Below are 13,760 nucleotides of genomic sequence, written 5' to 3'. Positions count from 1 at the left end.
CCTTAACTAGCGACGCTTGCGCGACAGGAAGCGCGCAAACAGGTTGAAGGCCAGAATGATCACCATCAGCAAGAGCGCGGTGCCGTAGGCTGCGTTCATGTTGATGCCGTCGTTGGCAAGCAGGTACAGGTGAACCGTCATGGGGCGGCCGGAATCGAGCGGCGAAATAGGTAGATTGATGGCCTGGCCCATGGTGTAGAGCACCACCGCGGTCTCGCCAATGGCGCGGCCGATGGCGAGGACGATGCCCGTGGCAATACGGCCAAAGGCAGAAGGAAGCACAATCTTGGAGACAACCTGCCACTTGGTGGCGCCCAGGCCGTACGCGCCCCAACGGATATAGCGCGGGACGGCGCGAATGGCCTCTTCGGTGGTGCGCATGACGATGGGAAGCATCAAGAGCGCGAGCGCCAGAGCGGCCGAGACCATCGAAAGGCCCAGGCCCATGGCCTCGACAAACAAGGCGTAGCCAAACAGGCCCATAACGATGGAGGGCACCGAGGCCAAAGCGTCAGCAGCGTAGCGAATGAGCTCGACGACCTTGCCCTGCTTGGCGTACTCGGCCAGATAGACGGCTGCCAGCACAGCGATCGGCGTGCAGATAAGCATGGCGAGCGCCGTCACATAGACGGTCGAGACGATCGTGGGCCAAATACCGCCCTCGGCGTTGACGCCCTGGGGCCAACCGAAGATAAAGTCGAGCGAGATGTGTGGCAGGCCGTTGATGACCACGTAGGCGATGATAGCGACCAGCACCAGCGTGGTGATGTATGCCGCGGCACGGAACACGCCAAGCATGATCTTGTTGGATAGGTCCTTGTTGATGCGGCCCTTCTTGCCGTGGGAAAGGGCACGCTTGATGCGCTCGCGCGACGAGGTCGTATCGACCGTCGTGTCAACGGAATCGGACATAGCCTACCCCCTCTTCTTCTTGGAAACCAGGCGGACGATGCCCACCAGCGTGGCGGAAATGATAAACAGGACCACGCCCATGCCGAACAGCGCCGAGCGATGCAGACCCGAGGAATAGCTCATGTCGAGCGCAATCTGGCTCGTGAGCGTCGAGATGGGGCTCGCAATGCTGTCGGGAATAACCGGGGCGTTACCCACGACCATGAGCACGGCCATGGTCTCGCCGATGGCACGGCCCATACCCAGCACGATGGCATCCACGATACCCAGCTTGGCGGCAGGTAACACGACCTTATAGATAGTCTGCCACTTGGTGGCGCCCATGGCATACGATGCCTCGCGAATGCCCATGGGAATGGAATTGAGAGCATCGATGGTAAGCGTCGTGATGGTGGGCACGATCATAATGGCGAGCACGAACCACGCCGTCAGCGCGCCAAAACCAAGACCGCCGGTCAGTTGTGCGATAAACGGGCGGATGATGATCATGCCAAAGAAGCCATAGATGATAGAAGGGATGCCGGCCAACAGGTCAACGGCAGGGCTGATGAGCTTGCGCACGCGCTTGCTGGCGATCTCGACCAGATACACGGCCGTGCCCACGCCTAGGGGCACACCCATGGCGAGCGCGCCGACGGTCACCAGACCCGAGCCGGCAAGCAGCGACACGATGCCGTAGTGACCCTCAGAGGGCGCCCACGTAAAGCTAAAGAAGTCCGCCAGACCGATGTCGGTAAAGACGGGCAGCGCCGAGTACGTGGTAAAGACAAAAATCAGGATGACGGTAACAACCGCCAAGAACGCGCAGGCAAAGAAGATCCACTGCAGCGCCTTCTCCTTGATATAGGTGCTGCGCGATACGAGCGCCAGCTCGCGCTTCTTGGGCGCCTGAGCATTCTGCTCAGTCTGGGAGTTTTCCTGTGCTTCCATGCTACTCACTCCCCTTCTCGTCGTTGGTGACGGGAATAAAGCCCGCCTCGCGAATCTGCTTGTCCATCTTTTCGGACGTCACGTAGTCGATGTAATCCTGCGCCTGCCGCGAAGGCGCACCCTTCACAAAGAAGTAAAGGTCGCGCGAGATGGGATAGCCGCCACTCGCGACCGTCTTCTCGGACGCCTCAACATGATTGACCGAGACGGCCTTGACCGAGGTCTTGGCGTTGAGGCCATCGACGAAGCCCAGCGAAATGTAGCCGATAGCCCCGCGCGAACGAGATACCACGTCGCGCACCTGGCCCGTGCCCGAAAGAACGGCGGAGCGGCGATCGAACGGGGTGCCGTCCATCACGATGGTGCGGAAGGCTTCACGCGTGCCAGACGCCTCATCTCGGTTGATAACCTGAATCCTCAGGTCCTCGCCACCGACTTCTTTCCAGTTGGTGATCTTGCCGGCATAGATATCGCGGAGCTGCTCGGTCGAGAGGTTATCGACGGGGTTGTCTTCGTTCACGATGACCGCGATACCGTCGTGGGCAATGACGATGGGAGTCAGGCCCAGATCCTGTTCGTCGGCATTGAGTCCACGGGAGGAGCTGGCGATATCGGCCGTGCCAGCGCTGACGGCTTCGATGCCAGCGGAAGAGCCCAAACCGGAAACGAGCACGTCGATGCCGGTCTCCTCCTTAAAGCCCTCTGCCGCAATTTCGGCGATAGGAAGGCAGGTCGTGGAGCCGGCCACGGTAATGGAAGAGGCAGAAGATCCCGAAGAACAGGCGCACAGCGTAAGCGTAAGCACAGCGGCGCTCAGGACCGATACGATCTTTCTCATAGCATCACGCCGATCGCAGCATGGCGCCCACAGGTGCCGTCCTCGTTACGGTAGGAATAAAAGCGGTCGTTCTGACGCACAGTCGAAAGCTGGGTATCCACGATATTATCCGCGTCCACACCGTCATCTACCAGCGCCTCACAAATGGCAGCGGAAAGATCGAGCATACGAGAGGCACTCGCATCGATGCAAGAGAACTCGACGGCAAAGCGATCCATGAGTTCCTGGGATACCTCATATTCGTCAGCCAAGATATGGGGGCCGATATAGGCGGAAACGTCGCTCGCATCGCAGCCGGCAGCATCGCAAAGCGCCTGGCACGCCTTGGCAGAAATACGTGCAATCGTGCCCTTCCAACCGGAGTGCACCACGGCAAATCCGCCAGGGGCCACCAGCACCACGGGAACGCAGTCGGCAAAGCAGAGCAGCACGGGCACGTCATGAGCCGTACAGACGATGGCATCGCAGCCCTCGGCAATCTGCTCGCGAACAGCCTCAAGATCGTCGGCACCGTTCGAAGTCACCGTAACGATATGGTCACCATGTACCTGATTGGGCACGAGCAGATTATGCTCGCACTCAGTGGCGCCCATAGCTTCGAGCGCTCGACGACGATTTTCTTGAACAGCAAAGGGGTCATCGCCTACATGCGAGCCCAGGTTGAGCGAGGAGTACGCATCTTCAGAAACGCCACCGGTGCGCTCGGTAAAGGCAAAGCGGACATCGGATGTCGCGCCCTCCACCAACGTAACTCCATCATGGTCGACACGCGAAACGTTGTCCGCACGTGCTGCCATACTAAAGCCTCCTAATAACACAAGTACCGCGGCGTCGCCGCGCAGTCCGCGTTTATACGGCTGTCATACTTCCTTAAAAGGATACCCGCAGCGGTAGGGACCAAACGTAAAGGGAACGTAAGGAGATTGGAGGCTTTCGTTTACAAACGAGAAACAAAACGGGGTGCATCCAAATGGACACACCCCGTGCAGGTCGTTGAGAAAAACGAACTAGAAGCTACCGCGCTTCAGGAAGTCGGGAAGCTCGAACTGGTCGTTGCCAAAGTTGGGCAGCTCGGTACCACCGACGTTGCGGGTCGGAGCGGCCTGAGCCGGGCTGGCAGCCGGGGCGGTGCGCTGCGGCTCAGCGGAGGCAGCGGCCTTGCTCTGAGACTGCTGAGCAGCAAAGAGCTCATCCTGACGGTTGACGTTGGAGTCGGAGAAGCCCGTAGCGATGACGGTGATACGCACCTGATCGCCCAGGGACTCGTCGACAACGGTACCGAAGATGATGTTGGCCTCGGGGTCGACGGCGTTGGCGACAACGTCGGCGGCGTCGCTGATCTCCTGGATGCCCAGGTCCTTGGAACCGGCGATGGAGAGCAGCACGCGCGTGGCACCATCGATGGAGCTCTCGAGCAGCGGGCTGGAGATGGCCTGCTGGGCAGCGTCGACGGCACGAGTATCCCCAGAAGAGGTACCGATACCCATCATGGCGGTACCGGCCTGCTTCATGATGGTCTTAACATCGGCGAAGTCCAGGTTGATGATACCGGGGACGGTGATGAGGTCGGTGATGCCCTGGGTGCCCTGGGAAAGGACGCCATCGGCAATCGCGAAGGCCTCGAGCATGGTGGTCTTCTTCTCGGCGATGTCGAGCAGCTTATCGTTAGGAATGACGATCATGGTGTCGACGCAATCGGAGAGGGTCTTGATGCCCTCCTCGGCGCTCTTCTTACGCTTGCGGCCCTCGAAGGTGAAGGGCTTGGTCACGACGGCGACGGTCAGTGCGCCGACCTCGTTCATCGCGATATCGGCAACGATGGGAGCAGCGCCGGTACCGGTGCCACCGCCCTCGCCGCAGGTGATAAACACCATGTCGGCGCCAGCGAGCGCCTCGGCGATGTCGTCGCGGGACTCATCGGCAGCCTTGCGGCCAACCTCGGGATTGGCGCCGGCGCCCAGGCCGCGGGTAAGGTCGGTGCCGATGTGCACCTTGATATCGGCATCAGAGATCGCGAGTGCCTGAGCATCGGTGTTGATGGCAACAAACTCGACGCCGCGGATGCCCTCTTCGATCATTCGATTGACCGCGTTGGTACCGCCGCCGCCGACGCCGACCACCTTAATGACGGCAAGGTAGTTGTTGATCTCTGTCTCGTGCATGTCGGTCCTCCGAACAAAGGTTATAGCCATAGCATGGGTCGACCCCTGCGCACATTAACCTTCAGGTTGAAAGTAAATGCAAAGGTAAACCGTATTATGTTTGCACATTATGAACGTATCAGTCAAATAATTGACCGTGAAAACCAAACAAACCAGATAAACGGCGTGGTATGGCCCCTCAACAAAGCATCAACCAGCGCTACGAGGTCGGAGCATTCCTAAATGTGTAGTTGCCTGGAGAGCGCACATTGATATACGTTACGCCCTCTACCTGCGAAAGCAACTTGGTGACTACGCGTTCCTTCTTGGCGATATCGTCCGAATCGCCCAGCGACACCTCAATGCCGTTATTGAGGTTTGCCGAGATGGCTTCGACCGAAGGCGTAGAAATATCCTTGACTTGTCCCAAGAACTCGCTCGAAAAACCACGCACATAATCCAGGCCGGCCTTAACGGCTTTGGAGTTCACCGCCTGGCCGGAAACCGGAGCGACATCCGCCGAGACATCAGTCAATAACACCGCGCCATAATGCTTGGCGAGCGCCAGCGCGGCATCGATTCCGGTCAAGGTATTTGAGCCCTGCCCTGTCGTGATGACGTTGCCCTGGTCGTCCACTTCGACCGACGTCGACAGCGGGGCGATCCAGGTGTCATCGTCTCCGATAGCCCAGGCAAGGTCGTCGGAGCTGATATACGCAATGGCGATAACTTTACGCTCCGTCGGCGTGATGATAAGCGTATGGGGAAACTGGCGCTGGACATCCACGCCCGAAACCCACGGGTTCTGCTTGAGATCCTCGGTAATCTGGTCGGGATCGACGTTAAAAAGCGACGTTCCCTCGGGCAAGTCGATCAGCTGGATAGCATCGTGCTTCGTCACATGCTCGCTGCCTTGAATCTGAATATCAGTGGCAGTAAACAGTCCAGAGTTGATCACCACGATGGCAACGACGACGAGCACGGCCAAGACGGCCAGAACGCCGCCCACGATTTTGCCTTTGCCTGTAACGACAGAAGCGGCATCTGATGTTTTATTTGCCATCGCTCCAAGTGAAGATAACGGGTTGAAACCTTTTTTACTCGAAGGCTTCTTGGCGGTAGCCGGCACCGATGTCAGCGAGCGCGGTTTCGATGCGCCCAGCGTGAGACCTGGACGCGCCGCTTTAGTTCCCGTCGAGGGCTTGGGAGCTGCCATGGGACGGGCAGGCTTGGCGCCCATAACAGGCTTTGACGTCACCGAGGGACGCGAGGACTTTTTTGCGGCCGGACGATTACCGAGCTGCGAGCCGACGACCGGACGACTGGTCTGTCGAGCATGCCTGACAGACTTAGAGTGCGCGACGGTATTGCGTTGAGGTTTGGCAGGCGCGCCGGAACGCCCTCCGGCGCGGCGGAAGGTGGGTTTCGATGCTCTAGAAGCCGAGGAATTTAACTTCCGGTCTGAGCTCGATGCCATACGCCTCCCTCACCTTTCCGTGCACATGTCTGATAACCGCGGCAACGTCATCGGCCGAGGCAGTTCCGTTATTAACGATAAAATTAGCGTGAACGGGCGAAACTTCCGCGCCGCCAATCGAAAAACCCTTTAATCCACAATCCTCGATAAGCTTGCCCACACTCGCATCGGGCGGGTTGCGAAAGACAGACCCGCAGGATGCGCGACCCATGGGCTGCGTACGCTTGCGCCTTGTAAGGTACCGCTCCATGCGCTCGCGAATGTCGGCCTTGGGCGCCGGTTTAAGCTTGAGCACGCACTCGAGGATGATCTCATTGCGGGGAAGGCTACATTCGCGGTAGCCCCAAGAGATCTCGGACCCCGCATAATGCTTGATACCGGATGCCGGGTCAAACGTTACGACATCCTCAACCAGCGAGCCAATCCACTCGGTCCGCGTGCCGGCATTCATAGATATCGCACCGCCGACCGAACCAGGAATGCCAACGGCAAACTCAAGGCCCGAGAGGCTACGCGACAGGGCATCGTTGACCAGGCGCGCAAACATCACGCCCGCACCGACCGTCAGCGTACAACCGTCATCGGCAACAACCGTGCGCTGGAACTCACGTCCGAGCGAAATGACGGCACCGCGATAACCGCCATCGGCAACCAGCAGATTGGAGCCCTTGCCGATGATGACCCACGGCACCTGCTCGCGATCGAGCACCGCCACGGCGCGGCGGAGGGCATGATAGCTATGGCACGTCACAAAGAGGTCGGCCTTGCCGCCGATACGATAGCTCGTATGACGCGCAAGGCGCTCGTCCTCGATCACATCCGTGTCGATCATGCCCGAGAGCGCCATGACGGCGTTAAACAGACCCATTAGACTTAAGCGTCTTTCTTGGCAGTCAGATACTCAATGAACTCGGGACCGACGGTCGTAACGTCGCCGGCACCCATGGTGAGCAGCAGGTCGCCCTCGCCCACCATCTGCTCGAGCTCCTGATTGAGCTCAAGACGGCTGGAGCAGTACACGACCTCCTTGCCAGGATGCTTGGCGCGCACGGTATCGGCGAGCATCTTAGAGGTGACACCCGGAATGGGCATCTCGCCAGCCGAGAACACATCAATCAGCAGCAGTTTATCGGCATTGGCAAATGCATCGGCAAAGTCCTCGCACAGGGCCTGCAGGCGCGAATAGCGGTGCGGCTGGAACACGACGTCGACGTGCTTGTAACCCAGCGACGAAGCGGCAGCAAGCGTCGCCTTGATCTCGGTGGGGTGATGGCCGTAATCATCGACCACGGTGATGCCATCGATATCGCCCACGTGGGTAAAGCGACGGCGGACGCCCTCAAAGCTCGAGAGCGCCTTGGCGGCGGCGTCGATGTCAAGGCCCAGGACATGGGCGACGGTGAGCACCGCCGTGGCGTTGAGCATGTTGTGGCGACCGGGATTGCTCTTGATCTCCACAGCGCGCTCAGTGCCGTCCTCAAAGCGAACGATAAAGTCACTCTGGATGCCCTTGACATCCGGGTGCATGCAGACGATGTCGTTGCTCTCGGCAAAGCCGTAGGAAAGCACGTGACGGCCCGTCGACTTGGCGAGCTCGACCAGATGCGGGTCCTCACCGCAGACGATGACGGTGCCGTCCTCGCCCACCAGGCTCATGAATTTGGCGAAAGTTGCCTCGATCTCCTCGATACCCGAGTAGTGATCGAGGTGGTCGGCCTCGACGTTGGTCACAATGACTACGTTGGGGTTCAGGAACAGGAAGGAGCTGTCGGACTCGTCGGCCTCGGCGACAAAGTAGTCGCCCGAGCCGTTCTTGCCGTTCGTGTCATAGCCCTCGACGATGCCGCCGATCAAGAAGCTCGGATCCAGACCCATGCGGTCGAGCATGGTGGCGCACATCGAAGACGTGGTGGTCTTGCCATGCGTGCCGGCAACAGCGACGGTGGTGTAGCCGTGGCCCAAAGCAGAGAGCATCTTGGCACGGGGCCACACGGGAATACCCAGCTCGCGAGCGCGCACGAGTTCAGGGTTGGACTCCGGAATAGCGGTGGACACAACAACCACGTCGGGCTTGACCTCGTCGATCGTGGCGGCCTCATGGCCCACATGCACCTTCACACCAGCGCGGGTAAGCTGGCGGATATAACGTGACGTCTTAAGGTCGGAGCCGGTAACGGCATAACCGCGCTCGTGCAGAACGAGGGCGATGCCGCTCATGCCGGCGCCGCCGATACCGATAAAGTGGGCGCTCTTAAACTCGGGCGCGGAGGTTGCAGTCTGGGAATCAGCCATGTGCTCGTGTACTCCTTGCGTAAACACTGCCTGTAACCCGTTAACTGTACCGCACCTACCGCATCAGCGCGAGGGCGACCGACGATATCCCGTCTAACTAACGCAAACCCTCTACCGCATCCGCCAGAAGAGCGGCGGCCCTATCCTGAGCCAGACCACGCGCCGCCTGACGCATGGCGTCGCGTGCCGCCGCGTCATCGACCAGGTGCAGCAGCTCATCGGCAAAGGCAGAACCGTCGATATCGGCATCGGCACAGAGCACGCCGGCCCCGGCGTCGACCAGATAACGGGCATTGGTGGTTTGGTGGTCGGCCGTCGCATGCGGGTACGGCACGAGCACCGAGGGCACGGCGAGCGCAGCGATCTCGGCCACGCTCGATGCGCCCGAACGCGATAGCACCAAATCGGCAGCAGCCAGCATGTCGCCCATGTTGTCGATGTAAGGCTGGACGCGGTAACGCTTCGCCTCCTCGGGCGTCAGCGCCAAAGCGCGCTCGGTCTCCTCAAAGCCGTCGGCACCCGTCGAATGCAACACATAGAGGTTCTTGCGCGAAAGCAGCTCGTTTTTGAGCGAAGCCACGCGCTCGTTGAGGTGCTGGGCGCCAAGTGAACCGCCAAAGACGAGCAGCAGCGTAGCGTCCTCGGGAACGCCAAGTGCCTTGCGGCCGCGAGCGCGATCGCCCTCGATCACCGAGCGACGTACGGGGTTGCCGGTCATGAGCACGTGGTCAGGGTCACCTTCGCGCTCAAAGACCGAACGCGCTGCCGGCACCGAGATGCACACGCGAGCGGCGTGGGAGTTCATCATCTTGTTGGCCAGGCCCGGAACAGAGTTCTGCTCATGCAGCAGATACGGAACGCCTGCGCCCTTGCACCACCCCAGCAACGGAACCTCGACATAGGCACCAAAACCGATGGCGGCATCGGGCTTGCCGACCTTTGAGAAATGACTGGCGAGCGCACGCTTGGCCTTGTTGACACGCCACAGCGAGGTCAGCGCCGTCCAAGGACGGGAGCGGTCGAAGCCCGTAACCGTAATGGGCACAAAATCAAACCCAGCCTCGGGGACCAGACGACCCTCGAGCTTGCGCGACTGGCCCACGAACACAACGTGGTGGCCACGGTCACGCAGCTCTTCGGCCAAGGCGAGCGCGGGGTTGATATGCCCTGCCGTGCCGCCGGCTGCAATAGCAACGGTCATCTTATCGGTCATGGTAGTCCCTTCGTACACGCGGTCCCTGGTCGTCGGTGCCCAAACGCGCCGACGGGTCCGAGTTCAAATCGATTCGATTATATCCGCCGCCCGCGCTGCGAGGGCTGGGGCGCTGAGGACGACCTTGCGGAGCCGTCCGCGGACGTGGACGAGCTGCCGGCTCGGATGTAGAACCATCCAGAACGGTAAAGCCGCTACGCGAAGGTCGTTCACCGCGCACATGGGCTACGCCGGCGGTACTCTCATCCATAACGGCAAAGCTCTCGCGGCGACGGTCGTACTCATCGCGACGGGCGCTCTCGTACGAAACGCGCAGGATCAGACCGGCAAGCATAAGCGACACAATAATCGATGAACCGCCGTAGCTAATAAACGGCAACGGTTTGCCCGTCATGGGAAACACGTTGAGGATGCCCAGCGCGTTAATCAAAAACTGCACCGCGAGAATGACCGCGGAGCCAGACGCCATAAGCGCGCCCCGACGATCGGTCGCCTGCTCGGCAATGCGAAACGCCGAGTAGATCAGCATCGCAAACACCAAGAAGAACAGCACGGTTCCGACAAAGCCGACTTCCTCGCCAATGATGGCCAGGATGTAGTCATTGTGCGCCTCGGGCAGATACGAGTACTTCATGGTTGAGTTGCCGATGCCACGGCCGAACAGACCGCCCGAGGCAAAGGCCATGATGGCAAGCGTGGCCTGATAGCCGTCACCATACTCGTCAGCCCAAGGGTTCAAGGCAACCTGAATACGCACCATACGGTACGGCTCTGCGACAAGTGCAATCACGATCACGAGAATGCCGAAGATTAGCACGCCGATGATAAATCTGGGGTCGAGACCCGCAAACAACGCCATGCACATGAGGGTCAACAGGATGATCAGGACAGTACCGAAATCGGGCTGGATAAAGATCAGAAAGAGCGAAATACCCAGGTAGATGCCCATCTTGCGAAGGAATTCGTTGATGTTGCCACCGGGCGAAAAGAAGCGATCAAGCATGATGGCCGAATACGCAATGGCAAATGGCTTTAAAAACTCGGAAGGCTGGAACTGAATACCGGCGATGTTGAGCCAGCGCGTGGCGCCACGGCTGCCGCTGCCCACCAAGAACACCAGAAACAGTAGCCCTATCATGCCGATAAGGAAGATCCTAAGCACATCCTCCCCAAACCAGCTGTCCGGCAAAACGCGCACGATGGCAATCAGCGCCAGAACACCAACCACGGCAAACGCGGCCTGTCGACCCAGGAAAAACGTCGCCGAGCCATTCTCGTGCAGCGCCTCGACCGAAGACGCCGAGTACACCATCAGCAGACCAAAGCACACCAAAGTAAACAGGCAGGCCATAAATATCAGACGGGGGCGCATGATGCGGGCGGGAACGCCGGCAATATAGCGTTCGCTAAACGACTGCCTGCCACGACCGGAACGCGGTGTGCTGCGCCGCGAGGAAGCACGGTCCGAGTCGGGCCTCCTCATACCTTGTCGGGGGCTCTCCTCTCTCACCGGCAACCCCTATTCCATTTGCGATTTCGCTGCAGCGGCAAGCTGAGCCACGTAGTCCTTAAACACGCGGCCGCGCTCCTCATAGCCCGAGAACTCATCGAACGAAGAGCAGGCAGGAGAAAGTAAGATCACGTCGCCACGGCTCGACAGCGAACGGGCAACGTCCACGGCATCGCGTAGGTCATCCGCCTGGGCGATATCCACATCGCCATCGACATCGGCCTCGTCCATAGCGGCGGTGAAGCGCTCGCGCGCATCGCCAAAGCAGACGACCGAGCGCACGTTATCCATAACAACGCGCGCGAAGTCCGTGAGCGGCGTGCCCTTATCGTGGCCGCCGAGCAGCAAGATCACGTCGTCATCGGGAAATGCCGTCAGCGCCTTCTCGACCGCGTCGGTGTTGGTCGCCTTGGAATCGTTGACGTAGCGCACACCGTCAATCTCGCCGCACGGCTCCACGCGATGCTCGAGCGGCTGGAACGAGGCCAGACCGCGGCGGACACCATCGACATCGGCACCGACGGCCAGAGCAGCCGTGGCGGCACATAAGGCATTGATGACATTGTGATGGCCCGAGATCTTGAGCTCGGACGTGGCGACAAGCTGGGTCTCGACGCCCTTCAGGCGCACGACCATTTTGCCGTCGCGCACAAAGGCGGCGTCTGCACCCTCGGGCTCGTCAAAAGCGACCTTGCAGATGCGGCGACCCGGCGTATAGATGTACTCATCGAACTCGTGAATGCCAGCGTCTTCGACGTCGACAACCACCAGATCGTCATCGCCCATATTGTCAAACAGCTTGATCTTGGCAAGCGCATAGTTCTTATGGCTCTTATGCCAGCCCAAGTGGTCGGGAGTGATGTTGAGCAGCACTGCCACGCGAGGGTGGAGCTCGGTGGTCGTAGCAATCTGATAGCTCGAGAGCTCAGCCACAAACCACTCGTTGTGGGCTCGGCCGTCAATCTCGTTGACCGGCGGCTCGCCGATGTTGCCGACAGCTACGCTGGCCTCGCCGGCAGCCTTGAGCAGATAATCAGTCAGCGACGTGGTGGTCGTCTTACCGTTGGTGCCCGTGATGGCAATCCAGTTATCGGGCGACAGGCGATAGGCAAACTCTGGCTCACCCATAATCTGAGCGGCATGTTCGCGCCCGGCCTTAAAGAAGCCCGAGAACTCCGAGATGCCCGGGCACGTCACGCATACGTCATAGGCGCCCTCGACCTGTTCGGTCCCATAGACAAACGACGCACCAGCAGCCTCGAGCGCACGCGTGGCGTCATTGGGCTCAGAGGTGCCGCCGCCATACACGGTAACGGCGCTTACGCGCTCGGGATGTGCCAGCGCCCAGCGGGCGACATCGAGACCGGATTTGCCCTGACCCAAAACGAGCAGGCTAAAGACATCAGCAAGAGGCATGAAAGACCACTATCCCAACTGGAAGAACAGAGCAAGGCCAACGGCACCAAAGGCCGCAGCGATAATCCAAAAACGGATGACGACCTTGGTCTCGGCCCAGCCCTTCTTTTCGAAATGATGATGGATGGGCGCCATAAGGAAGACGCGCTTGTGCGTAAAATGGAAGTAGACAACCTGAATCATGACCGACAGGGTCTCAACGATAAACAGGCCGCCGATGATGAGGGAGACGACCTCGGTGTTGGTCATGATGGACGTGCAGGCAAACGCGGCGCCCAGAGCAAGCGAGCCGGTATCGCCCATAAAGATGCTCGCCGGATAGCAGTTGAACCACAGAAAGCCCAAGCAGGCACCGGCACACGCGGTACAGAAGATGGACAGGTTCACGTCTCCGTGCAAAAACGCCATGGCAGCCATGGCGAGCATGGCGATCATGGAGGTGCCGCCAGCAAGACCGTCAAGGCCATCGGTCAGGTTCACGGCATTAGAAAGACCGGCAATCATCAGCCAGCAAAAGACAATATAGAGCCACGGGAACGAATAGCCGCAGATGGTGGTCGAAAGCACGCCAAGGTCGATCGTCAACCCACCGGGAAAACGAATCTCGGGGGCGACGCCGCACCAGTTGACGGCAAGTACCGTAAAGGTGACACAGATAATGGTTAGGCCGATCATCTTGGCATGAGGCGTCAGACCGAGCGAGCGCCCATGCGTAACGGAGGTCAGGTCGTCGATCAGACCCAGCACGCCGGTCGCCAGCGTGGCGAGCAGCACGAGCACGAGCTCGGTGGTGAGCTTGCCCATCAGCAGGCAGGTCAGCGAGATCGCGATGAGGATGACAACGCCACCCATGGTGGGCGTTCCCTGCTTAACCAAATGACGCTTGGGGCCGTCGGCACGAACCTGCTGGCCGATACCCTCGACCTTGAGCAGCTTGATCCACCACGGCATGAGCAGCAGCGCAATGGCGGCGGCGATGCCAAGCCCCAAAAAAGCCTGATACGTTGGATACGAGGGATTGCCGAACATGG

The 13,760-nt window shown here is 59.8% G+C and carries 12 protein-coding genes; all 12 read right to left on the bottom strand.

Features of this window, described 5'->3' with window-relative positions:
- Positions 1-6 precede the first annotated feature (6 nt).
- The 12 genes from pstA to mraY all read right to left on the bottom strand — a co-directional run bounded on the left by pstA (position 7) and on the right by mraY (position 13,758).
- The gene (pstA, locus tag DW112_RS04655; RefSeq protein ID WP_006234250.1) at positions 7-912 is read right to left on the bottom strand and encodes a phosphate ABC transporter permease PstA; all 906 of its coding nucleotides are present in this window, start codon (positions 910-912) and stop codon (positions 7-9) included.
- 3 nt (positions 913-915) lie between these two features.
- Complete coding sequence (gene pstC, locus DW112_RS04650) at positions 916-1,842, bottom strand: phosphate ABC transporter permease subunit PstC (protein WP_117736389.1); 927 nt, start codon at positions 1,840-1,842, stop codon at positions 916-918.
- A gap of 1 nt (position 1,843) precedes the next feature.
- Positions 1,844-2,680 (bottom strand): phosphate ABC transporter substrate-binding protein, encoded by an 837-nt coding sequence (locus DW112_RS04645; protein WP_118328442.1) that lies wholly within the window; start codon positions 2,678-2,680, stop codon positions 1,844-1,846.
- The gene (locus DW112_RS04640; protein WP_118328441.1) at positions 2,677-3,477 is read right to left on the bottom strand and encodes a polyphenol oxidase family protein; all 801 of its coding nucleotides are present in this window, start codon (positions 3,475-3,477) and stop codon (positions 2,677-2,679) included. The genes DW112_RS04645 and DW112_RS04640 overlap by 4 nt, the downstream gene beginning before the upstream one ends.
- 210 nt (positions 3,478-3,687) lie before the next feature.
- Positions 3,688-4,842, bottom strand: a complete 1,155-nt coding sequence (ftsZ, locus tag DW112_RS04635; RefSeq protein WP_055251674.1) for a cell division protein FtsZ — start codon at positions 4,840-4,842, stop codon at positions 3,688-3,690.
- Between the two features lie 199 nt (positions 4,843-5,041).
- The gene (locus DW112_RS04630; protein WP_231501570.1) at positions 5,042-5,830 is read right to left on the bottom strand and encodes a cell division protein FtsQ/DivIB; all 789 of its coding nucleotides are present in this window, start codon (positions 5,828-5,830) and stop codon (positions 5,042-5,044) included.
- 424 nt (positions 5,831-6,254) lie between these two features.
- Complete coding sequence (gene murB, locus DW112_RS04625; RefSeq protein ID WP_117636007.1) at positions 6,255-7,166, bottom strand: UDP-N-acetylmuramate dehydrogenase; 912 nt, start codon at positions 7,164-7,166, stop codon at positions 6,255-6,257.
- Positions 7,167-7,171: 5 nt separating this feature from the next.
- Positions 7,172-8,590: a UDP-N-acetylmuramate--L-alanine ligase gene (gene murC, locus DW112_RS04620; RefSeq protein WP_118328440.1), complete on the bottom strand. Its 1,419-nt coding sequence runs from the start codon at positions 8,588-8,590 to the stop codon at positions 7,172-7,174.
- A gap of 97 nt (positions 8,591-8,687) precedes the next feature.
- Entirely contained in the window at positions 8,688-9,803 is a 1,116-nt protein-coding gene (gene murG / locus DW112_RS04615; RefSeq protein WP_089571582.1) for an undecaprenyldiphospho-muramoylpentapeptide beta-N-acetylglucosaminyltransferase, read from the bottom strand.
- Positions 9,793-11,286, bottom strand: coding sequence for a putative lipid II flippase FtsW (gene ftsW, locus DW112_RS04610; RefSeq protein ID WP_118328439.1), 1,494 nt, complete (start codon positions 11,284-11,286; stop codon positions 9,793-9,795). Before ftsW ends, murG begins: the two co-directional genes overlap by 11 nt.
- A 36-nt stretch (positions 11,287-11,322) precedes the next feature.
- A complete protein-coding gene (murD, locus tag DW112_RS04605; protein WP_118328438.1) occupies positions 11,323-12,729 on the bottom strand; it encodes a UDP-N-acetylmuramoyl-L-alanine--D-glutamate ligase in 1,407 nt (468 codons plus the stop codon).
- Between the two features lie 9 nt (positions 12,730-12,738).
- Complete coding sequence (gene mraY / locus DW112_RS04600; protein WP_117637516.1) at positions 12,739-13,758, bottom strand: phospho-N-acetylmuramoyl-pentapeptide-transferase; 1,020 nt, start codon at positions 13,756-13,758, stop codon at positions 12,739-12,741.
- Positions 13,759-13,760 lie beyond the last annotated feature (2 nt).

Source organism: Collinsella sp. AM09-41 (genome assembly GCF_003473245.1).
GTDB lineage: Bacteria > Actinomycetota > Coriobacteriia > Coriobacteriales > Coriobacteriaceae > Collinsella.
Note: the sequence above shows the minus strand (reverse complement) of the source record. Positions and strands in the feature narration are given on the sequence as shown.